This window comes from Phenylobacterium sp., from assembly GCF_046463815.1.
In the GTDB taxonomy this organism is placed as follows: domain Bacteria; phylum Pseudomonadota; class Alphaproteobacteria; order Caulobacterales; family Caulobacteraceae; genus Phenylobacterium.
This window is the reverse complement of sequence record NZ_JBKBRO010000002.1, coordinates 65,550-82,613: the sequence shown is the minus strand read 5'-3', so window position 1 is coordinate 82,613 and position 17,064 is coordinate 65,550. Positions and strand designations below refer to the sequence as shown.

Below are 17,064 nucleotides of genomic sequence, written 5' to 3'. Positions count from 1 at the left end.
TCACCACCTGTATCCGCGGAAGCCGCCTTCGCGGCCGCCGCCGTGTTCGTTCTCGAGACGCCGGCGGGCCAGCGGGCTCTCGCCGCTCATGTCCCGGCCGGAAACGGCTTCGTAGGCGTAGGGCTGGTAGGGCGTGCGCGCCGCGCCGCACGCCAGGCCGGCGGCCCAGAACTCGTCGGCGTGGACGTCGCCCTCGTTCACCAGCGTGATCGACCCCGCGATCCCGCCCTTCTTCTTGATCGCCCGGAAGTCGGTGCGCAGCTCCGGCCGGGGCGGCACCCGCAGCTTGCAGGCGTCCACGCGCTCCTTCAGCGCGATGGCTAGGTCCAGGCGGTTGGGGCCGGTCAGCAACACGCCCTGGACGCGGGTCTCGCCATAACGGCGCTGCTCCGACTCCACGATCGGCTCGCCCATGCCGGTCTGGTCGAGCCAGTACCGGACCATGCGGCGCGAGCGGATCAGGCGGCCGGCCTCGTCGTCCTGGGCCTGGAAGGTCGCGGCCCGGCCCAGCCACCGGTCGCGAAGCCACAGGACGTCCCCGACCTCCTCGAAGCCGTGGATCACGGCCAGGTCGCGCCGGCGGGCGATGTCGCGGCCCATGTAGTAGAGGCCGCCGCCGTACAGCTCCGGCCGGCCGGCGTCCGGGTGCTCGCAGGCCGCCAGGGCGGCGGGGTCGAGCCACGAGCCGGAGCCCTCCTTGGGAACGCAGTCCAGTTCCTCCTCGGCGTCGTCGCCGTAGGTGTCCCGGATGTCGGCGATCCATTCCGCCTTCCCGAGCTCGAGCGGACGGCCCTTCAGCTCGGCCATCATGGCGATGCGCTCGAAGAGCCCGTCCTCGATGGCCTGGTTGAACGTGATCGTCATCGGCTCGCCCTTGCGGCGGCCGCCGCGGACGTCGTCCAGCAGCAGGTTGAAGGGGTTGGCGATCCCGTCGTGGGTCGAGACCACCACCACCTGGCCGCTCCACATCAGGAGCGCCAGGGCGGCCTTCAGGACTTCTGCGAGATCCTTGTGGAACGCCGCCTCGTCGATGATCACCAGGCCTTGCTTGCCGCGCAGGGCGCGCGGGACGGATGGCAGCGCGACGATCTTGAAGCCCGAGGCGAAGCGGATGCGGAACGCCTGGACGTCCCCGTCGAGCAGCTCCTCGTCCGAAGCCTCGGCCGCGATCCCGAACGCCCGGGCCCACATGGCGCAGGCGTCGATGAACTCGCGCGCCATCTCCATGTCGTAGCCCATGTACCAAGCGTTCATGCCGCCGGCGCTGGGCTGGGCGCCGGCCTTCATCACGGCGTAGGCCGCCAGCCCCCAGGTCAGGCCGATCCGGCGGCTCTTCTCGATGACCAGGAGCGAGACGCCGGCGAACAGCTTGTTGACGGCGCGGGCCTGGTACCCCAGCAGCACGTCGCCCTTCGGCAGGCGTGCGAACGCCGCCTCTGCGGCGGCGATCTCCCGGGCGGCGGCCTCGGCGCGGCCCCACTCGGCTTGCGGGCTGAGCTTCATCCGTCCGCCGCCCCGAGCACGGCCTGGCGGATGGCCTGGATCGTGTCCGCCGACATGCCGCGGTTCTTCATCGCGGTCTCGGCCGCGGCGGCCGCCGACTTGGCGGTCTCGGCCCGGATCTTGGCGATGCGGTCCTGGTCGGTCTTCTGCGCCGAGACCAGCTTCTGCACCGAGCTCGTGAGGAACATCAGCTCCTCCATGTCGAGCCCCGGCCCGTCCGGGTTGGTCAGCTTCTCCCGGGCGATCTTGAAGGCGATGTTCTGGACGATCTCGATCAGCAGCTGGCCGATCTTGCCCTCGGCCGCGTCGGGGCCCAGCTGGCCGACCAGGGCCGAGGCCGTCTCGCGGGCCTCCCGCATCTGGGCGGCGGTCTCCTCGACGGACTGGATATGCCGGTGGACCGACGAGCGGCCGACCTCGACGCCCTCCTGACGCAGCCACGCCCAGACGTCGTCCACGGTGAGCGAGCCGTCGACGATGCGGCGGTCCAGCTCTTCCCGAAGATCCTTCGGCAGCTTGGAGGCGAACCCGCGCGGCGGCATCAGGGACCGGGCGCCTTCACGCCGGGCACCTGCACCAGGCCCCGGGCCACGTCCAGCCCGCGCTCGGTCAGGGTGGCGCGGACCAGGCCGCTCTCGAGCGTCGCGGTCCTGACCAGGCCCTGCTCGGCCAGCCAGGCCAGTTCGGTCTTCACGCGGTCCCGCGTCGTCGGCAGGCCCACCGCGTCGCAGCCGTCGCACAGGAGCGACGAGTTGGCCGTGTGCGGCGGCTGCTCCATGAGGCGCAGCAGCGTGATCCGCAGGTGCCTGGTGTGATGGTCGCCGTACTGCATCACGCGCTCTCCACGCCCTTCTTGAGGAAGAAGCCCTCGATCCGCTGGACGCCGTTGGCGGCCGCGGCGGCGTTGAGGCCGACGCCCTTCACTTCGCCTTCGAGCCGGGCGAAGTCCGCCTTGGTCGGCAAAGCCTCGACGTCGTTACGGATCTCGACGATGTGGCCCTCGACCTTGGTCAGCCGGGTGTCGTGGCCGTCGACCCGGCCGTCCAGCTGCGCCAAGCGCTTGTCCTGCGCCAAGGCGGACTTCTCGATCTCGTTCTTCGCGAGCTGGCGCAGAGACCAGCACACCCACACGAAGAAGCCGCCGAAGAAGACGTTGATGATGGGCCAATACTCAGCGAGGGCCTTCAGCACACGGTCACCTGTGGGTTCTGAGGCGGCGCTCGGCCGCCTCCTGGCAAAGGAGGCACTTGCGGGCGCCGGGCGCGGCGCGCCGGCGTTCCGCCTCGATCGGATCGCCGCAGCCCTCGCAGAGGCCGAAGGCGGCCGGGGACGCGAGCTCGTGGGCGCCCGCCCGGGCGGCGCGGACGGCGAGGTCCCTGCGGAACGCCTCGAAGTGCTGGGCCTGGTCGATGACGTCGCTCACCAGGCGGCCGCCAGGTCGTCGAGGTTGTCGCCGGCCAGGAAGGCGCGGACCAGGTCCGCGTTGCCCGGAAAGCGGTAGGAGGCGTCGTGGTCCAGGAAGTCGTTCGGGGCGACGCCCCGCACGGTCCACCCGCGCCGGACCTTGGCGACCGACTCCACCCGCTTGTCGTCCAGGAACACGTCGCGCCAGGTCGGGCGACGCTGCTGGAGGCCGACCGTGCCGATGCACCAGCCGTCGCCGTCGCCGCTGAAGTTGGCGCCCAGGTGCTGCAGCACGCGGTCGCCTTGGACGGCCAGGTTGAGGACGGTGGCGTCGAGCCGGGGCGCGTAGGCCCGCGCGTTCCGCGCCAGTTCGGCCCCGTTGAAGATCACCACCCGGCCCACCTTGCCCTTCGGCAGCGCCAGCATCGCCAGCAGCACGACCCGGCTGCCCAGGCTGTGGGCCACCAGGTCGACGACGCCCGGGGTGTTCTGGACCTTCACCACCAGGTCGGCGGCGGCCTTCGACGCCAGGTCCCAGGCCAGACGGTAGGGATGCAGGTGGCCGGTCAGCCACGACGTCAGCCAGGCCCGGGCGGTCTGATAGACCGAGTGGAACGGCCGGGCGATGCGCAGGCCGAAGGGCGCGGAGTACCAGGCGAAGCCGATGACCTCGCACCCGCTGATGCCCGCCATGTAGTCGAAGAACGGCGCAGGATCGTTCGACCCGCCCTTGTCGGCGGGGTCGTACATGAACCCATGGACGGCGATCAGCGGGCGGGCGCTCACGGAACCAGGTCGCCCGTCTTGAGGCCGGCGGCCGGTGCGTCGCCGGGGCAGGCGATCAGGCGGGCCTTCAGGCCGATCTTCCGCCGGATCTCGGCGCGGCCCTCGGGCGCGAGGCCGCAATAGGCGTCCACCGTCAGGCCGGCGGCCTGGAGAACGCCGAGGGCGCTGACCGCCCCGCCGGTCGCGGCGCAGCCGCCCAGGGTGAGCGACAGCGCGGCGACGGCCAGGGCGGCCGCCAGTTGGATCTTCTTCATGAGGTAGGCTCCGAAGAGGTCGAAGGCGATCAGGAGGGCGAAGAGCGCCGCCAGGCCGGCCACGGCCAGCAGGGCGCGGATCTCGCCGGGGTAGAGTTTCAGGGCGGGCGTCGGGAGCGAGCGCATCACGCGGCCCTCCGGGCGCGCTGGTACGCCTGGGCGATCCGGCCGTCGTAGTTGTGGGTGGCGTAGCTGGGCCCGTTGTAGGCGGCGGCGAACGCCGCGCAGGAAGCCGGGTCCGCGCCGATCTGGTGGAACTTGGCCAGCAGGCCAGGCGTGTTCTTGATGAAGTTGACGAGGGCGAGGAGCTGGTTGCGCTCGCTGGCCTTCATCGCCTCGACGTAGGCGAAGACGTTCCGGTAGCCGGCGGCCTTGAAGTTGGAGCCCAGGATCTGGCCCAGGCCCCAGCTCGTCGACTTCAGCGCGGCTTCCTCGTCGAGGAGCATCGCCGTGTGGAGCCGCTGATACTCGGCCTGGCCGCCGATGTAGAGCGCTCGGTTCCAGGCGGGCGAGCTGATGTTCGGGTGCGTCTTGTCGTACCGGCCGCCGGTGGCCTTCGAGAACAGGTGCGCCTCGAAGAGGATCTTCGGCAGCACGTCGCCGTCGATGAACCCGCCGGGCCCGTCCAGGTCCAGGATGTCCTTCCGGATGTCGGTGAACCACCCGCCGCCGCTCTCGACGGCGACCACGGCGCGGATCTTCGCCACGTCGCTGCCGAGGAGAACCGCGGCGTCGGCGAAGTCGCGATCCCCCAGCGGCGGCCGCTCGGCGAAGGCGACGTCGTCCTTCGCCAGCACCGCCAGCTCGAGGGCGTGGTCCAGCGCGGCCTGGCTGACCTTGCCCCACTTGCCGTCGACCGCGCCGGCGTAGAAGCCGGCGTCCTTCAGCTGCTGCTGGATGGCGCGAAGGCTCATGCGCCCTCTCCCACGAGCGCGCCGAGCGGGGCCTGGCCCGAGAGCGGAAGCAGGATGTCGGCCCGCGGCCAGCGGATGCGGGCGAAGAAGTGCGCCCGGCGCTCCTGGATGGTGACGGCCTCCTCGGCCGGCTCGCCGTGGTCCAGGCAGGCCCGGCGCAGCACCGCGCCCATGCCGTCCGACAAGTGCTCGCGCACCCAGCCGATCGGCGCGACGGCGCCGTCTTTCGGAACGAATGGATGGGGTGCGGTGTTCAACGCTCGGCCTGCACGAAAGCCGGCTTGCGCCGGCCGATCTGTCGTGTGCAGTCTGGCTGAGCTTCGGGGCGGTTTAGCCCCTGACAGATGTCCGGATCATTCGTCCGGGAAGAGCGGCAGCGCCCGCGTCTCAAGCATCCGCTTACGAACGCGCCGGGCCGTCCGCTCGTGGACGTCGCACGCCTTGGCGACGACGTTGGCCGAGGCGCCCTGCGCCAGCATCTCGGCCGCGGCGGCCTGGCGGCCCTTCTGTCCCCGTAGGTGCGCCATGGGGATGACGTACTTCTCCGGCCCGAGCTCGGCGACGATCGCCTTGGCGGCCTCGGCGCCGACGATCTTGGCGAGGGCGGCGCCCGGGTGGGCCGAGAACTTCATCTCCGTGCCGCCGGCCGCACAGGCCAACCGCGTGGCCGCCGAGGCGCCGGCGACGCGCGCGATCTCGCCAAGGATGCCAGGAAGCCGGCTCATCGGGCGCCGAGCTCCCTGCGGATGCGGGCCAGCTCGAGCTCGGCGCGCAGGGCGGCCGTGGTGGCCTCGGCCAGGCGCTGCTGGCGGGCGTGGACCTGTCCATGGGGCGCGCGCCGGGCCGCACGCGCCGCGGCCTCCCGGGCGGCTTCCGCCGCCTGGGCCGCTTCGCGCGCCTCGACCTCGTCGCGCCAGGTGAACAGGTCCGCGCCGGTCATGGGATCGTCGCCCGCGCGACGGCCAGGCAAGGGGCCAGCTGCCAGGGGTCGAATAGCGGGTCGCCCACCGGCCGGACGCTGACGATGTCCCCCTTCTTGACCCCCGGCACGGCCGGAACGAGGAGCCAGCCCCGGCCAAACGCATCGAGCAGCTGGACGACCAACATGGGCCGTTGTGCCTCCGGCGGCTCCATGACGCGGCTGACCTTGGCGCGGAAGGGCTGGCTCATTCGCAGAGCGCCTTGTACGCCCGCACCTGCGGCCCGAGCTCGCGGGCGAGCCGGTCCAGGTCGGCCTCGGTCGTGTCGTGGAGCTGCAGGGGCGGCCGGCCGAGGATCTCGGCCTGGCGCTGCACCAGGCGGGCCTTCAGGGCCCACAGGCGGCGCTCCGGCTTCACCAGGGCGGACAGCTCCTGCGACCAGCCGGCGCGCTCGGCCATGGCCTTCAGCGCTTCGATCAGCCGGTAGCCCTGCGCCTGGTCGGCCCACTGGAGCCGGTCGACCCCCAGCTGGCGCGCCGCGAAGGCTTCCAGGGCCGTCTCGGTCCCCTGGCGCACCACGCCCAGGTTCCAGAGCGACAGCCACATGGCCCGGGCCTTCAGCGCCACCGGGTGGCTCGCGGGCGCCGGCTTCCGGGCGCCTCGCGCTCGGGGATGCTTGCCGGGGGCGGCCTTCGACGGGGTCCAGCCCAGGCGGCGGAACTCGCGCAGCACGGCGTCCAGCTGGTCGTCGGTGCAGTCGGCCGACGACCGGGCGCCGGCGATCCGCTCGAGCACGTCCCGGCGGGCGTCGTCGGCCAGGCCGAGCTCCTTGGCGGCCAGGTGGACCTTGGCCAGCATCGCCCGGCGGCCGGCGCTGACCTGCTGGCGAGCGGCGGCGGTCATCGACGCCCCCGCCGGTTCCTGGCGCCGGCGGCGCCATAGACGACGCCTTCGGCCCGAGCCATGGCGGCGCGCTCCTCGCGGTAGGCCCGCCGCGCGACCATGGTCACGCCGACGAGGCCCTCCCACGCCGCCGTGTCGTCGGGGATCGCGGCCATGGTCCGGCCAATGGCCTGGGCGGCGCAGGCGAGCACGTCGGCCAGGTCCGCCCCTCCGGCGCGGGCCCGCGCGATCACGTCGGCGAAGTCGCGCTCCATGGCCTGCAGCCGCAGCGCGTCGGGATCGGCGCTCACTGGACCACCTCGGGCTTCCAGGTCAGCCGTACGTCGAGCTTCCGCTCGATCACGAACCAGTCCTCGCCCTCGCGGCGGAGGAAGGTCTTGAGCTTCACCCGCGTGCCGTCCGGCCGCCAGAAGCGCCCCTCGAGGACGAGCCGGTCGCGGGCGGCGTTCAGGGTGCTCTTGATGTGCTCCGGCGGCGTCCAATCGGCGGCCGCCAGGTCGAAGAGCTCGCGGAAGCGGTCGCTCCACGGTGGGAAGGTGACGCTGGCTTGGGGCGGGCGCTTCACGAGGGCCTCCGGTCATGGGGAAGGAAGCCGGCCGGGACGCAGCGCCGGCAGAACCAGGCGCCGCCCAGGCCGTAGCAGCCCCACGCCCCGCAGGCGCAGGGATGGACGAACGGCCGGCTGGGCTGCTGGGCTGGAGCGCGGGCCATCAGCGCGGCTCCGGGCGAGCGGCGGCCGAGACCGTCGCGAGATCCTGGGCGGCCTCGTCCAGGCGCACCCGCGCCGTCGAGACGTGGCCGGCGGGGGTGCGGAATCGGGCCGCCACCGTCGCGTGCCGCAGCCCGCCGCTCACCTTCACGCGCAGCGGCGGCGTCCAGTTCGCCGGCACCAGGGCGAACAGGCGCGCGATGTCCGGCGTCCAGTCCAGCCAGACCGTGGGCAGCAGGGGGCGGCGGCGACGGTGGCGGGCCATTAGAGGCGTGCCTCGCTCTGGGGCCGAGGCCGCTTGCAGCCCGGCAGGTTCCGGCCACGGCGGGAGCTTGGGTCGTAGGGCGGCAGTTCGGAGAGGCCGAGGCGTCCCAGCACCTCCGCCACCGCCGCCTGCTCGCGAAGGCTGTCGTAGTAGCGGTCGCGCGCGACCTGGAACATGTGGTTGATGCCGCTTCTACCGCGGCCGCCTAGGTGTTCTCCCAGGTCGGCGAGGGTGAGATCGGGGCGCAGGTGGCGGACAAGCAGGATCGCCCGCTGCCGGGGCCAGTTCGCGGGCCCCTCTGCGGGTTGGCCCGGCCCGCGAATCTCAGCGACCCCGACGCCGGCCTGCTCGGCGACGGCGGCGAAGATCGCCATGACCGGGATGCGGGCGGGGCGCAGCATCACGCGGCCCTCGTCCTGGCCAGGAAGCCCGCCAGGGCCTCCTCGTCGGCCCGGAGCTCCCGGGCCATGGCCGCGATCGCCGTCTCGACCACGGTCCATTCGGCGTGCGAGACAGCCGCCTCGCGGCGGAAGTCGCGGAAGCACCGGCAGACCGCCACGATGGTCTCGCGTTCGAAGTCCGACAGGACGTCGCCGTGGGCCGTCATCAGCGCGGCCGCCTCGCCGATCCTCCGGACGTGCTCGTGGGTCAGGAGGGTCATCAGTTGAGCCCTCCCTGCGCGCGGATCGCGGCCTCGATCTCCTCGACGAGGTCCGTGCTGAAGTCGACCGCGATGGCCGCTGTCATGCAGGCGGTGGCGAACACGGCGCCCGCGGCGTCGTGCAGCTGGATGTGGATGCTCCCGTGCTCGCAGTGCGAGATCGAGACGCTGGCCGCGGCGCGGACGGCGGGGGCGTGAGTCTCGGTCATCACGCGGTCGCCGCGTCGAGCGAGATGAGAGCCCAGGCGTCGGTGGCCTTGGCCCGGTGGTAGATCCGCACGTAGCGCTTCGAGCCGACCACCCGGATGGATTCGCGGATGGCCGTCATGGCCCGCTGCCAGCGCTCGTCCTCGATCTCGAGGCGGAGCAGCGAGAACAACTCGGCCCGGTTGATCAGCCCGCCCTTGTCCACGTTGAAGGCGCGTTGGACGATGGCGCGGATCTCGGTGCGGCTCTCGGCCGACCATTCGGTCAGGCACTCGTCGACCAGCCCCTTGGCCACCTGCAGCTCGGCCCCGAACTCGATCTGGTCGGCCACCTGCACGATGATCTTCTGCAGGCCGTCGAAGGTGGTCAGGACGATGTTGCCCTTCCGCCCGCCGCGCTTCAGGCCGTGGTGCTGCTCGAGCAGGGCCACGAACTGGTCGACGTCGTCGAAGGTATGCTCGCGGAAGCGGGCGATCTGCGCCGACAGCGGGGCCGCGTAGCCGACGATCTTGCGCACCACCTCGTCCTCGAGCCGGTGCTGGGTCTTCACCGCCTCGAGGGGCACCAGCGTGCCCTTGGGGTCGGTCAGGTAGGGCTTGCCGTTCACCTCGACGACGCCCGGCGGGATGGCCGGGGCCGCCAGCTCGGCGTCGATCTCGTGGTGGGCTTCTTCCAGGGGGTTCAAGGTCGTTCTCCGAAGGGTCAGGCGCTGAGGCGCGCCGGGGGGTGGGGGCGGCGGAGCTGCTGCTCGCCGCTGCCGTGGACGAGGCGCAGGAAGGCCAGCCAGCGGCGCAGGGCGCGGAGGGGCTTCATGCGGCCTCCTGCGCGGTGAGCTGCCAGCGCCGGTGCCTGGGGCCTTCGGCCGGGATCTCGCCGGCCACGATGGCGCCGGCCTGCATGAGGACGTTCAGGCTCTGGCCGACCAGCAGTTCCTTGGCGCCCAGGATGCTCGCCAGACCGATCGCGGTGGCCGAGCCCTCGGCCAGCACGTCGAGGATGCGGTCGGCGAGCGGTCGCTCGAGCGGCGGCAGGCTAGGGACCGCGCGCGCTGCGAACAGCCTCGCCTCGGCCGTGATCGGCCCAGGCTGGCGGGGAAGGGTTTGCGGCTTCGCGGCGGCGGCCTGGGGTTCAGGCGAGGCCATGGGCGCCCCCACCTCGTCCGTACCCGCGCCGCCGGCCACGCTTTCGGCCGCCTCGGGCCGCCAGGTCGCGAACTCGATGGCCCGCGCGGCGGCCAGCTCGCCCGCTAGGAAGCCCGGCTTGGCGCGCACGGTTCCGACCGTGTGCTGCTTCACCTGCAGCACGCGCTCCAGGTCGGCCCACGGGGTCTCCAAGGTCCGCCGGAGCGCGGCGCCCGCCGCCGTGAGCGCCTTCCTGTGGCGGCTCCTCGGATGATCGGTGACCGCCCGAACCGGATCGGTCCCGAAGGCCCTGGCGGCCGCGATGATGGCCCGGGCGCAAAGGTCGGCGGTCAAGGGCATGGCGCACCTCGCTCGCGGGGGGGCGGTTGTCCGGATCGCGGCGGCGCTCACGGCCGGCCCCCCTTCACCAGGTGCAGGCTTGGCTCGGTCGGCGTCCCGGGCTGGCCCGGATCGGGGCCGAGGATCGCGTCGAAGCCCTCGCGGGCCTTCCTCATCAGGCGCTGCCAGTCCTCGGGGTACAGGCAGTTGGCCTTTCTGAGACTGTCGAGCTGGCGCAGGGCCGAGCGGCCTTCGCGGGCCTTGTTGAGGACGTTCGGAAGCACTTCCATGGGTTCGGCTCCTCTCAACGGTTCGTGCCGGCGAGCTGGGTGAAGGCGCCCTGGAGGTGCTCCAGGCCCAGCGCCTCACGGGCGCCGCGCGCGGCGATCAGCGCCTTCTCGAAGGTCATCTCGATGTTGCGGAGGCCGCCGTGCTTGGCGGCGATCTGCTGGCAGAAGGCGACCTCGCGGGCCGTGATCACCTCGCCGTTCTCCTCGGCCCATGCCTTGGCCAGCTGGGCGGCGTCGGCGGCGTCCGGCTCGAGGATGTAGCTGCGGTGGGCGAAGCGGCTGGAGACCTGGGCGAAGGATGCCTTCGTCCCCGTCGTGCCGACCTGGTTATAGACGCCCTCGTTGCCGAGGATCGCGATGCCGACCTCGACGCGGTCGTTGATGGCGCGCAGCGTCTCGATGGCCTTGTCCGAGAGGTGCTGGCCCTCGTCGATGATCAGCAGGCCCTTAGCCTCGGCGGCCTTGGCGCACACCATGCGCATCAGCTGCATGGGCGTGCCCTTCACCTCGGGGGTGCCCATGGCGGCCAGGATCTCCAGCAGCATCGGTTGGACGCCCGCCGTGGTCGCGTCCATAACGGCGTACCAGGTGCGCGGGTTGTCTTCCTTGAACTGGCGGGCCGAGGCCGTCTTCGAGACGCCCGGGGCGCCCGCCACCATGACCAGGCGCGCGGTCTCGCGGGCGTAACCCAGGATGGCCCGGATACGGCGGGAGCCTTCCAGGTCACGGAAGGCGGGGCGCTTCGGGAGCAGGCGGCGGACCTCGGCGGCCTGCTGGAGCCCCTTCAGCCACCGCACGAGCTTCTGCGCGACCTGGGTGCGGCCCGGTTCGCTGGTGTAGGACCCGCTGAGGAACTGGCTCAGCGTCGACTCCGGCACCTCGGCCTGGCGGCCCACCTCGGCCTGGGCGATCGCCAGGCGCTGCTGGGCCGCCTTCACGTCCCGGCGCAGCTCGTCGAACTCCGCCTCGGTGAACTCGGTCTTGTTCGGGACTACGTTCATGCTACTCACGCTCCTGGTTGTTGTTGCTACGTGAGCCCGTCCGGGGTTGCCGCCCCGGGCGGGCTTTCCTCATCCGCCGCCCAGCAGCGAGGCCACGCCCCGCTGCCACGCGTCGTTGAAGTCGGTGTCCGGCTGACCGCCGCCGAGCTGCTCGGCCTTGCGGGGCGCCTTGAAGTTGAGGGCGACCACCTTCTCGTCGGCGATCGGGACGGCCGGCGGCTCCACAGCCGCCGCCGCGGCGGCCACGTCGGTGGCGTTCAGGCGGCGGACGGCCTCGGCGTGCTGCTTGGCGGTGCGGCGGTAGTCGCGCAGGGCCTTGCGCTGGGCCTGGGCGTCGCTCACGCGGTCGAAGTTGCCCGCGCCGATCCGCGAGGCTTCCGCCAGCAGGCGCCCGTCCAGGGCATAGACGTAGGCCGGGCGGTCCATGGCCTCGGGGTCGAAGCGCACGATGACCTTCTGCGGCTTGATGCCCGCCAGCTGGGGCGACCAGTACCGGTGGCCCTCGACGCGCACGGCGTGGTCCCGGGGGTCCATGCTGACCGGCTTGGAGGCGAGCAGGCAGAGGCGCAGCTGCTCGGGCGTCACCCGGCGGGGCGCGCGCCGGGCGATCCCCTCGGCGAACACCTGGTCGAACGAGCGGCCGTTCATGCCCGCGCCGCGGCGGCCCAGCTGGGCGTTGTGGTGGGCGACCTCGCGCCGGACCAGGGCCTCGAACTCGGCGATGGGGATGGCCCGGGCGCCGTAGTTGGCGGGCTTCGAGACCGGGTTGTGGCCGGTGTAGGCCCCTTCGAACTCGGCGCGCTTGGCGATGTCGTGGGCGAAGTCGCGGAAGGCCCGCTCGATGGGCTTGGCCTGGCCCCAGTAGGGCGTCGCGAACACCGCCTTGACGCCCAGCAGCTTCAGCAGGCCGTCCGGCTCTTCCTCCGGCGTCTTGCCCCAGCGATTCCGCGCCTGGCCGCCCGCGATGGCCCGGGCCGCGTTCTCGCGGCCGTTGTCCATGATGATGGTATCGAAGAGGCCGTGGTCCCGGAACGTGTCGCCCAGGGCGAGCCGAACCAGGTGGTGGTTCAGCGTCATGTCGAAGCGGATGGCCAGCACCTTGCCGCTGGCGATGTCCTGGACCGCCAGGCTCAACGGGCGGCCGATCGTGCCGTCCGGCCACTGGACCCGGACGTCCCAGGTATGGCCGTCCAGGTTGCCGATCTGCATGGGCAGCAGGCCGGTGCGGTCGCGCTCCAGATGGGGGAAGGCGTGGTCGAAGGCTTCCTGGCCCTGGCGCAGCAGGGTCTGAAGGTCGGCCGGGACCTCGGCGTCCAGGCGGCGCTGCAGCGTCTTGGGCGACGGCAGCGTCCAGCCCTTCGTGGCGGCGATCCGCTCGAGGTTCCGGTAGCAGGCCGCGTGCGTCGGCTTCGACAGGCGCAGGTAGTCGGCCTTGTAGAGCTCCCACGCCTCGGCTGGGATCTCGGCGGTGGCGGTGCGGCCCGCGTAGGCGGGGGCGAGGTAGGCGGCGCGGTCCTCGAGGGCCACGCCGTCGATCAGGCGCAGCCAGCTATAGACCGTGCTGCTGCTGAAGGGCGGCTCGCGGCCTGCGGCCCGCGCCTCGCGCACGGCGCCCGCCACCACCTCCTCTACGGCCGCCGACTTGCGCAGGCCGTTCCGCACCAGGGCGTCGATCCGCTCCACCACCTCAAGGCGGCGGCGGGCCTCTTCCTTAAAGCCCTGCGGCAGGCGCTCCCAGCGCAGCCACATGCTGTCACGGTCGAGGCGCTCCCTGGCCTCCGCGCCCGCGCTCATGAGCCGCTTGCGGGCCGTCTCGGGCAGCAGCGTCAGGTGGAACTCCACCCCGCCGCCGCGGCCCTTGCGGGGGCGGGCAAGCTTGCCGCGCGTGCCGTCCTCGGCCGCCAGCCAGCCGTCGCGCTCGGCGACCTTCAGGACGCCGCGCTTCGTGCCCGGCAGGCCCGGAAGGGCGAGGTCGGCCAGCTCGGCCGCCGAGAACCACTCCTGGACAGAGCCCCCCGCCTTCGTCATCGACGCCCCCTCGGCACTCGAACTTTCGAGGGCGCGGCCCGCTCGGCGGCCTCGGCCCGACTGAGCAGCTCCTGCGCCTGTTTCCGGTAGAGGCCGGCCTGCGCGTGCAGCGCTTCGGCCCCCTGCAGGACGGTCAGCCCCTCGTCGTGGAGCACCTCGTCCCAGAGCCAGCTGGCGCCGGTCGCCCGCACGAAGGCGAGGAAGCGCACCAGGCTGATCGTGTGGGTCTCGCGGGCCGCGCTCGTGTAGGCGTTCAGCTGGGCGACCGTGATGCTGGCGTCCTCGTAGCCGAGGATCTGGGTCATCTCGGCCGCGATGGCCTCGCGGGTCTTTCCCGACTGCCGGATGGCCTCGCTCATGGCGTTGGCCAGCATCCGGTTGAAGTCCAGGGCGCGCGGCAGCGGCACCGGCGCCTTCACCGGATACAGCTCGGCGAGCTCGAACAGGTCGGCCTGGTCGGGATGGCGGCGCGTCTTAGCCATGCCGCGCCCCTCCCGGGAGGCTCTGGGCCGTGCTGATCGCCCGAAGGGCTCCGATGGCGTCGGCGGCGTGCGAACCGACGCGCACCGCCAAGTCCATGGGGGGACGAAGGGCCGTGGCCTCATACTCCTCGACCAGGTCGGCGATCGCGGTCAGCGCCGCCAAGGCGGCGCCTACCGCGAGCACGGGGTCGGCGGACGTGATCTCGACGGCGGTCGGACGGTAGCCGCGCGCGTCCAGAATCTCGTCCATGGCGGGGCCGAGGTCGATCGGCGGGTGGCTGTGCTTCTCCAGCCGCTCCACGCGACCCCAAAGCTCGCGGACCACGTCGGCCACCTGGGGCCAGCCGGTCATGGGCGGGAGGTCAGCCAAGGTCCGCCTCCGGGTCCTCGGCCAGCCAGGCCAGGCTCTCGTCCAGGGTGGGGCCCTCGAGTTCGCCGATCGCTTGGTAGAGCGCCTCCACCTCGGCCGTGTAGGCCGAGCAGACGTCGCCCCACTCATAGGCGAGCTGCTCGAGCAGCCGCCGCACCTTTTGCAGCTTGGTCTTGGACCGGCCGCGCAGGCCGCGGATGGTCACGCCAGCGTCGGTGGCGCGCGTGCGCTTGCGGCTGCCCACTATCGGTCCTCCCGCACGATCCAGCCCTTGGGCAGCGGCCGGCCGGCCAGGTCGTGGAGGATCGCGGCCTTGGCGCTGGGCGAGAGCCCGCCCCAGAGCTTGCGGAAGTCCTTCACGGCCTGGTCGACGGGCGTTTGAGCGGGCTTCACAGGCTCGCGGCCGGCGGCGATCGCCAGGGCGTCCGAGATGTTCTTCGTCCGGCCCGCCAGCAGCACCTCGGCCGCGGCGGCCTGCTCTTCCTTGTCCGGAAGGTTCGCCAGCTGGCGCAGCAGGGCCTCGTTGTCGGCCAGCGGGCTCTCCGCGAGCTTGGCCTGCAGGCCGGCCGGGATACCCCGGTAGATGGCGAGGGCCCGCTCTACGGTGTCCCGCGACAGGTTCGAGGCGGCCGCCGCCTCCTCGGCGAAGCCCATGGTGGAAGGCGCGGAAATTGCCGCATCCTGCGGCATTTTCTTGGGCCGCCCCCGCTTGGGGCGGGCGCCATCCTCGTCGGTCAACGCGCGGTCGGGGTACCTGGCGGCCCAGGCCGAGAGGCGGCTTGCCAGCGCCTGGGCGCGCTCCAGGGCGTTGAGGTCCCGCCGGATCAGGTTCTCGTCGGCCTCGGCGATGGCCGCGTCCAGGTCGTTTTCGTCGACCACGACCGCGTCGATGGCGCGCCAGCCGCGGATCTCGGCCGCCCGCAGCCGGTGGCCGCCGATCGTCAGTTCCCAGCCATACGCCGGGCGCTGCGCGTGATTGTCGCAGAGCACCCGGACCTCGATCGCCTGGCGCTGCCCGATCTCGGCGTAGGACACCGCGAGGTTGTGCGCGTGCGCTTCGTCGATGGGCCTCCTGCCCGGCGGAACCCAGATCCGCGCGACCGGCAGTTGAACGATGGTGCGAGACGCCCCCAGGCCCATGTCTAACGGGCCTCCGCGATTAGACGGTGCGCCTGACTGCGTTTGGCGGTATCCCCATCACGAACGTGACGCGGGTCTAGCCGCCGACCGTCTTTCGAGTAGCGATCCGGCCACAACTGCTGAGGAGGGACGTCCAGAAACGCGGAGATGATCCGTTCGCCGCTCGGCGAGGGCCGCTTCAGGGCGGCGCGGCAGAGGCTTTCGTGACCGCCGTTGTCGACGGCGAGCTTCGAGAGCGTGGTGCCCCTCTTACGAACGGCGGCTTTGATGTCTTCAGGGTGCCACACCCGCGCCTGACGCATCACGTTCCTATGTGCTCAAATCACGTTCGTGATTGTGAGCCATACGAACGGATTCGCGTCAAGCGCCGCGCGTCTGAACGTGTGCGATTTGGACGATTTCGTCGCAGGCTTCGATTACGAAGGCTTCGCCCAACGCGCTCGCGAAGCCATGTTCCCGGAGAAGATCACCAGCTTCTCCAAGCGCACCGGCCTGCCTCAACCGACCGTCTCGAAGTACCTGAACGCCGCCGGCTCGGCCGGCCCGCGTCTCGACATCGTCGCCAAGATGGCCGAGGGCCTGGGCGTCACCATCGACTGGCTGGCGTTTGGACGCGGCGAGGGCCCGAGCGACCGGAACCTGATCCAGATCCCGCGCTACGACGCTCAGCTGGCGGCGGGCGCCGGGAGTTGGAACGAGGGGCGGCTGAAGATCGAGGACGTCCCGGTCACCCGCTCGTTCCTCGACCAGCTGGGCAGAAGCTCGGCCGTCAACCTCTCGGTCCTACAGGCCCGCGGCGACTCGATGGAGCCCACGATTGTCGACAGGGGGTTCGTGATTGTCGACGAGGCCGTCACCCAACCCTTCGACGACGTCTTCGCCTTCGTCCTGGCCGGCGAAGCGCGCGTGAAGCGCTTCCGCCGCCTGATCGACGGGTTGATGCTCATCTCTGACAACGACGGGTACCCGCCCGAAACCCTCAAAGCCGAGGACATGGACCGCCTGCAGATCGTGGGCCAGGTGCTCGGCGTGCTACAGCCGGTCTAGGAGGCTCGAATGACCGAGACAGCAGCAACCGACCCGAAGGGCCGCGCTTTCGGACCTCTCCGAATCCTGGGGCTCGTCCTGATCGTGGCAGCAGCAGGCACGCTCTACGACGCGTTCCGCCTCGACACGACAGTCGAGCAGCAGCCTACGCTCGCCGAGGCAAGCGCCCTCATCGCCGCCGGTGTTGAGCCGCAGGTGCGGCAGGTAGCCGACGCAGACCTGGCCAGCCGCCAGCTACTGCTCGGCATGAGTGGCGCGGCGGCCCTGGTTGCGGGCGTCGTCCTGGTCGCTCGCAGGCGCTGAGCGAGTTCACAGTTCGAGCAAGGCCCGTCCGGCGGCTTCACGGCCGCGGGGCGGGCCTTGCTGTTTGAAAACACGCCACTTTTCGAGAACTGTGAACGGCTTGGCGTTCTGGGAACGCCAGTTCCCAGTTCGGTTCACAGTTCCGGGCGGCGCTGGGGCCCGCCAGCGGCCGCCGCGCGCCTCCCGGCCGCGTCCGCCTTTGAGCACCGTTCAGGCCAAATTCCCTAGGAGAGTCAAAGCGTCGTCGAACGCGGCGCGCGGGCGCCTCGAAGGGCCTGTGAAGGCCGGTCGAATGTCTAGGCCGTACTCCGATTTGAACTGTCTAGATCGCGCCGCCGGGCCGGTTTAAGGGGTTTCGGCCGGACATGGCCGCCGCGCGCCCGGTCAGCGTCACGACGGCCGCGCCGCCTTGTTTTT

General features: G+C 71.8%; 32 protein-coding genes. 2 read left to right on the top strand and 30 right to left on the bottom strand.

Features of this window, described 5'->3' with window-relative positions; translation table 11 throughout:
* The 30 genes from ACK4TT_RS01590 to ACK4TT_RS01445 all read right to left on the bottom strand — a co-directional run bounded on the left by ACK4TT_RS01590 (nucleotide 1) and on the right by ACK4TT_RS01445 (nucleotide 15,599).
* Entirely contained in the window at nucleotides 1-1,503 is a 1,503-nt protein-coding gene (locus ACK4TT_RS01590) for a terminase large subunit domain-containing protein (RefSeq protein WP_410212189.1), read from the bottom strand.
* Entirely contained in the window at nucleotides 1,500-2,045 is a 546-nt protein-coding gene (locus ACK4TT_RS01585) for a DUF3486 family protein (protein ID WP_409639025.1), read from the bottom strand. Before ACK4TT_RS01585 ends, ACK4TT_RS01590 begins: the two co-directional genes overlap by 4 nt.
* A complete protein-coding gene (locus ACK4TT_RS01580) occupies nucleotides 2,045-2,335 on the bottom strand; it encodes a hypothetical protein (protein WP_410212188.1) in 291 nt (96 codons plus the stop codon). Before ACK4TT_RS01580 ends, ACK4TT_RS01585 begins: the two co-directional genes overlap by 1 nt.
* Nucleotides 2,335-2,694 carry a hypothetical protein gene (locus ACK4TT_RS01575; protein WP_410212187.1) on the bottom strand — a complete coding sequence of 120 codons (360 nt, stop codon included), beginning with the start codon at nucleotides 2,692-2,694 and terminating at the stop codon, nucleotides 2,335-2,337. The genes ACK4TT_RS01580 and ACK4TT_RS01575 overlap by 1 nt, the downstream gene beginning before the upstream one ends.
* 4 nt (nucleotides 2,695-2,698) lie before the next feature.
* Complete coding sequence (locus tag ACK4TT_RS01570) at nucleotides 2,699-2,926, bottom strand: TraR/DksA C4-type zinc finger protein (protein ID WP_409639034.1); 228 nt, start codon at nucleotides 2,924-2,926, stop codon at nucleotides 2,699-2,701.
* The gene (locus ACK4TT_RS01565) at nucleotides 2,923-3,693 is read right to left on the bottom strand and encodes a hypothetical protein (RefSeq protein WP_410212186.1); all 771 of its coding nucleotides are present in this window, start codon (nucleotides 3,691-3,693) and stop codon (nucleotides 2,923-2,925) included. Before ACK4TT_RS01565 ends, ACK4TT_RS01570 begins: the two co-directional genes overlap by 4 nt.
* Nucleotides 3,690-4,073, bottom strand: a complete 384-nt coding sequence (locus ACK4TT_RS01560) for a hypothetical protein (protein ID WP_410212185.1) — start codon at nucleotides 4,071-4,073, stop codon at nucleotides 3,690-3,692. The genes ACK4TT_RS01565 and ACK4TT_RS01560 overlap by 4 nt, the downstream gene beginning before the upstream one ends.
* A complete protein-coding gene (locus ACK4TT_RS01555) occupies nucleotides 4,073-4,861 on the bottom strand; it encodes an N-acetylmuramidase domain-containing protein (protein WP_410212184.1) in 789 nt (262 codons plus the stop codon). The genes ACK4TT_RS01560 and ACK4TT_RS01555 overlap by 1 nt, the downstream gene beginning before the upstream one ends.
* Nucleotides 4,858-5,058, bottom strand: coding sequence for a hypothetical protein (locus tag ACK4TT_RS01550; RefSeq protein WP_409639046.1), 201 nt, complete (start codon nucleotides 5,056-5,058; stop codon nucleotides 4,858-4,860). Before ACK4TT_RS01550 ends, ACK4TT_RS01555 begins: the two co-directional genes overlap by 4 nt.
* Nucleotides 5,059-5,214: 156 nt before the next feature.
* Nucleotides 5,215-5,586, bottom strand: a complete 372-nt coding sequence (locus tag ACK4TT_RS01545; RefSeq protein WP_410212183.1) for a helix-turn-helix domain-containing protein — start codon at nucleotides 5,584-5,586, stop codon at nucleotides 5,215-5,217.
* On the bottom strand, nucleotides 5,583-5,801 hold the full coding sequence (locus ACK4TT_RS01540; RefSeq protein ID WP_409639052.1) for a hypothetical protein: 219 nt from the start codon (nucleotides 5,799-5,801) through the stop codon (nucleotides 5,583-5,585). The genes ACK4TT_RS01545 and ACK4TT_RS01540 overlap by 4 nt, the downstream gene beginning before the upstream one ends.
* The gene (locus tag ACK4TT_RS01535; RefSeq protein ID WP_409639055.1) at nucleotides 5,798-6,031 is read right to left on the bottom strand and encodes a hypothetical protein; all 234 of its coding nucleotides are present in this window, start codon (nucleotides 6,029-6,031) and stop codon (nucleotides 5,798-5,800) included. The genes ACK4TT_RS01540 and ACK4TT_RS01535 overlap by 4 nt, the downstream gene beginning before the upstream one ends.
* Nucleotides 6,028-6,684 carry a regulatory protein GemA gene (locus tag ACK4TT_RS01530; RefSeq protein ID WP_410212182.1) on the bottom strand — a complete coding sequence of 219 codons (657 nt, stop codon included), beginning with the start codon at nucleotides 6,682-6,684 and terminating at the stop codon, nucleotides 6,028-6,030. The genes ACK4TT_RS01535 and ACK4TT_RS01530 overlap by 4 nt, the downstream gene beginning before the upstream one ends.
* Nucleotides 6,681-6,974 carry a hypothetical protein gene (locus ACK4TT_RS01525; protein WP_410212181.1) on the bottom strand — a complete coding sequence of 98 codons (294 nt, stop codon included), beginning with the start codon at nucleotides 6,972-6,974 and terminating at the stop codon, nucleotides 6,681-6,683. Before ACK4TT_RS01525 ends, ACK4TT_RS01530 begins: the two co-directional genes overlap by 4 nt.
* Entirely contained in the window at nucleotides 6,971-7,249 is a 279-nt protein-coding gene (locus tag ACK4TT_RS01520) for a hypothetical protein (protein WP_410212180.1), read from the bottom strand. The genes ACK4TT_RS01525 and ACK4TT_RS01520 overlap by 4 nt, the downstream gene beginning before the upstream one ends.
* Entirely contained in the window at nucleotides 7,246-7,395 is a 150-nt protein-coding gene (locus tag ACK4TT_RS01515; protein WP_409639068.1) for a hypothetical protein, read from the bottom strand. Before ACK4TT_RS01515 ends, ACK4TT_RS01520 begins: the two co-directional genes overlap by 4 nt.
* Nucleotides 7,395-7,658 carry a hypothetical protein gene (locus tag ACK4TT_RS01510; RefSeq protein WP_409639071.1) on the bottom strand — a complete coding sequence of 88 codons (264 nt, stop codon included), beginning with the start codon at nucleotides 7,656-7,658 and terminating at the stop codon, nucleotides 7,395-7,397. Before ACK4TT_RS01510 ends, ACK4TT_RS01515 begins: the two co-directional genes overlap by 1 nt.
* Nucleotides 7,658-8,059, bottom strand: coding sequence for a hypothetical protein (locus ACK4TT_RS01505; RefSeq protein WP_409639074.1), 402 nt, complete (start codon nucleotides 8,057-8,059; stop codon nucleotides 7,658-7,660). The genes ACK4TT_RS01510 and ACK4TT_RS01505 overlap by 1 nt, the downstream gene beginning before the upstream one ends.
* Complete coding sequence (locus ACK4TT_RS01500) at nucleotides 8,059-8,319, bottom strand: hypothetical protein (RefSeq protein ID WP_409639077.1); 261 nt, start codon at nucleotides 8,317-8,319, stop codon at nucleotides 8,059-8,061. Before ACK4TT_RS01500 ends, ACK4TT_RS01505 begins: the two co-directional genes overlap by 1 nt.
* Nucleotides 8,319-8,528 carry a hypothetical protein gene (locus ACK4TT_RS01495; RefSeq protein ID WP_409639080.1) on the bottom strand — a complete coding sequence of 70 codons (210 nt, stop codon included), beginning with the start codon at nucleotides 8,526-8,528 and terminating at the stop codon, nucleotides 8,319-8,321. Before ACK4TT_RS01495 ends, ACK4TT_RS01500 begins: the two co-directional genes overlap by 1 nt.
* Complete coding sequence (locus ACK4TT_RS01490) at nucleotides 8,528-9,211, bottom strand: DUF3164 family protein (protein ID WP_409639083.1); 684 nt, start codon at nucleotides 9,209-9,211, stop codon at nucleotides 8,528-8,530. The genes ACK4TT_RS01495 and ACK4TT_RS01490 overlap by 1 nt, the downstream gene beginning before the upstream one ends.
* Before the next feature lie 124 nt (nucleotides 9,212-9,335).
* Entirely contained in the window at nucleotides 9,336-10,007 is a 672-nt protein-coding gene (locus ACK4TT_RS01485; protein ID WP_409639086.1) for a hypothetical protein, read from the bottom strand.
* Nucleotides 10,008-10,054: 47 nt separating this feature from the next.
* Nucleotides 10,055-10,276 carry a hypothetical protein gene (locus ACK4TT_RS01480; RefSeq protein WP_409639089.1) on the bottom strand — a complete coding sequence of 74 codons (222 nt, stop codon included), beginning with the start codon at nucleotides 10,274-10,276 and terminating at the stop codon, nucleotides 10,055-10,057.
* Between the two features lie 14 nt (nucleotides 10,277-10,290).
* Nucleotides 10,291-11,277, bottom strand: a complete 987-nt coding sequence (locus ACK4TT_RS01475) for an AAA family ATPase (protein ID WP_409639092.1) — start codon at nucleotides 11,275-11,277, stop codon at nucleotides 10,291-10,293.
* 69 nt (nucleotides 11,278-11,346) lie between these two features.
* Nucleotides 11,347-13,305, bottom strand: a complete 1,959-nt coding sequence (locus ACK4TT_RS01470) for a transposase domain-containing protein (RefSeq protein ID WP_409639094.1) — start codon at nucleotides 13,303-13,305, stop codon at nucleotides 11,347-11,349.
* On the bottom strand, nucleotides 13,302-13,787 hold the full coding sequence (locus ACK4TT_RS01465; protein ID WP_409639097.1) for a hypothetical protein: 486 nt from the start codon (nucleotides 13,785-13,787) through the stop codon (nucleotides 13,302-13,304). Before ACK4TT_RS01465 ends, ACK4TT_RS01470 begins: the two co-directional genes overlap by 4 nt.
* Nucleotides 13,780-14,157 (bottom strand): hypothetical protein, encoded by a 378-nt coding sequence (locus ACK4TT_RS01460; protein ID WP_409639100.1) that lies wholly within the window; start codon nucleotides 14,155-14,157, stop codon nucleotides 13,780-13,782. Before ACK4TT_RS01460 ends, ACK4TT_RS01465 begins: the two co-directional genes overlap by 8 nt.
* A complete protein-coding gene (locus tag ACK4TT_RS01455) occupies nucleotides 14,150-14,401 on the bottom strand; it encodes a hypothetical protein (RefSeq protein WP_409639103.1) in 252 nt (83 codons plus the stop codon). Before ACK4TT_RS01455 ends, ACK4TT_RS01460 begins: the two co-directional genes overlap by 8 nt.
* Nucleotides 14,401-15,297 carry a ParB/RepB/Spo0J family partition protein gene (locus ACK4TT_RS01450; RefSeq protein ID WP_409639106.1) on the bottom strand — a complete coding sequence of 299 codons (897 nt, stop codon included), beginning with the start codon at nucleotides 15,295-15,297 and terminating at the stop codon, nucleotides 14,401-14,403. Before ACK4TT_RS01450 ends, ACK4TT_RS01455 begins: the two co-directional genes overlap by 1 nt.
* Nucleotides 15,298-15,299: 2 nt before the next feature.
* The gene (locus tag ACK4TT_RS01445) at nucleotides 15,300-15,599 is read right to left on the bottom strand and encodes a helix-turn-helix domain-containing protein (RefSeq protein WP_409639109.1); all 300 of its coding nucleotides are present in this window, start codon (nucleotides 15,597-15,599) and stop codon (nucleotides 15,300-15,302) included.
* A gap of 148 nt (nucleotides 15,600-15,747) precedes the next feature.
* Between ACK4TT_RS01445 and ACK4TT_RS01440 the strand changes: the two genes are divergently transcribed.
* On the top strand, nucleotides 15,748-16,344 hold the full coding sequence (locus tag ACK4TT_RS01440) for a S24 family peptidase (protein ID WP_409639112.1): 597 nt from the start codon (nucleotides 15,748-15,750) through the stop codon (nucleotides 16,342-16,344).
* 9 nt (nucleotides 16,345-16,353) lie between these two features.
* Nucleotides 16,354-16,647 carry a hypothetical protein gene (locus ACK4TT_RS01435; RefSeq protein WP_409639115.1) on the top strand — a complete coding sequence of 98 codons (294 nt, stop codon included), beginning with the start codon at nucleotides 16,354-16,356 and terminating at the stop codon, nucleotides 16,645-16,647.
* Nucleotides 16,648-17,064: the final 417 nt, after the last annotated feature.

Bases quoted from the DNA above. Each gene is read 5' to 3' on its own strand.
- ACK4TT_RS01495 (WP_409639080.1), bottom strand. From the start codon at position 8,528: ATGACCGAGACTCACGCCCCCGCCGTCCGCGCCGCGGCCAGCGTCTCG.
- ACK4TT_RS01580 (WP_410212188.1), bottom strand. From the start codon at position 2,335: ATGCAGTACGGCGACCATCACACCAGGCACCTGCGGATCACGCTGCTG.
- ACK4TT_RS01515 (WP_409639068.1), bottom strand. From the start codon at position 7,395: ATGGCCCGCGCTCCAGCCCAGCAGCCCAGCCGGCCGTTCGTCCATCCC.
- ACK4TT_RS01470 (WP_409639094.1), bottom strand. From the start codon at position 13,305: ATGACGAAGGCGGGGGGCTCTGTCCAGGAGTGGTTCTCGGCGGCCGAG.
- ACK4TT_RS01535 (WP_409639055.1), bottom strand. From the start codon at position 6,031: ATGAGCCAGCCCTTCCGCGCCAAGGTCAGCCGCGTCATGGAGCCGCCG.
- ACK4TT_RS01480 (WP_409639089.1), bottom strand. From the start codon at position 10,276: ATGGAAGTGCTTCCGAACGTCCTCAACAAGGCCCGCGAAGGCCGCTCG.
- ACK4TT_RS01475 (WP_409639092.1), bottom strand. From the start codon at position 11,277: ATGAACGTAGTCCCGAACAAGACCGAGTTCACCGAGGCGGAGTTCGAC.
- ACK4TT_RS01585 (WP_409639025.1), bottom strand. From the start codon at position 2,045: ATGCCGCCGCGCGGGTTCGCCTCCAAGCTGCCGAAGGATCTTCGGGAA.
- ACK4TT_RS01465 (WP_409639097.1), bottom strand. From the start codon at position 13,787: ATGGCTAAGACGCGCCGCCATCCCGACCAGGCCGACCTGTTCGAGCTC.
- ACK4TT_RS01560 (WP_410212185.1), bottom strand. From the start codon at position 4,073: ATGCGCTCGCTCCCGACGCCCGCCCTGAAACTCTACCCCGGCGAGATC.
- ACK4TT_RS01440 (WP_409639112.1), top strand. From the start codon at position 15,748: ATGTTCCCGGAGAAGATCACCAGCTTCTCCAAGCGCACCGGCCTGCCT.
- ACK4TT_RS01450 (WP_409639106.1), bottom strand. From the start codon at position 15,297: ATGGGCCTGGGGGCGTCTCGCACCATCGTTCAACTGCCGGTCGCGCGG.
- ACK4TT_RS01530 (WP_410212182.1), bottom strand. From the start codon at position 6,684: ATGACCGCCGCCGCTCGCCAGCAGGTCAGCGCCGGCCGCCGGGCGATG.
- ACK4TT_RS01510 (WP_409639071.1), bottom strand. From the start codon at position 7,658: ATGGCCCGCCACCGTCGCCGCCGCCCCCTGCTGCCCACGGTCTGGCTG.
- ACK4TT_RS01545 (WP_410212183.1), bottom strand. From the start codon at position 5,586: ATGAGCCGGCTTCCTGGCATCCTTGGCGAGATCGCGCGCGTCGCCGGC.
- ACK4TT_RS01540 (WP_409639052.1), bottom strand. From the start codon at position 5,801: ATGACCGGCGCGGACCTGTTCACCTGGCGCGACGAGGTCGAGGCGCGC.
- ACK4TT_RS01445 (WP_409639109.1), bottom strand. From the start codon at position 15,599: ATGCGTCAGGCGCGGGTGTGGCACCCTGAAGACATCAAAGCCGCCGTT.
- ACK4TT_RS01505 (WP_409639074.1), bottom strand. From the start codon at position 8,059: ATGCTGCGCCCCGCCCGCATCCCGGTCATGGCGATCTTCGCCGCCGTC.
- ACK4TT_RS01500 (WP_409639077.1), bottom strand. From the start codon at position 8,319: ATGACCCTCCTGACCCACGAGCACGTCCGGAGGATCGGCGAGGCGGCC.
- ACK4TT_RS01485 (WP_409639086.1), bottom strand. From the start codon at position 10,007: ATGCCCTTGACCGCCGACCTTTGCGCCCGGGCCATCATCGCGGCCGCC.
- ACK4TT_RS01590 (WP_410212189.1), bottom strand. From the start codon at position 1,503: ATGAAGCTCAGCCCGCAAGCCGAGTGGGGCCGCGCCGAGGCCGCCGCC.
- ACK4TT_RS01435 (WP_409639115.1), top strand. From the start codon at position 16,354: ATGACCGAGACAGCAGCAACCGACCCGAAGGGCCGCGCTTTCGGACCT.
- ACK4TT_RS01555 (WP_410212184.1), bottom strand. From the start codon at position 4,861: ATGAGCCTTCGCGCCATCCAGCAGCAGCTGAAGGACGCCGGCTTCTAC.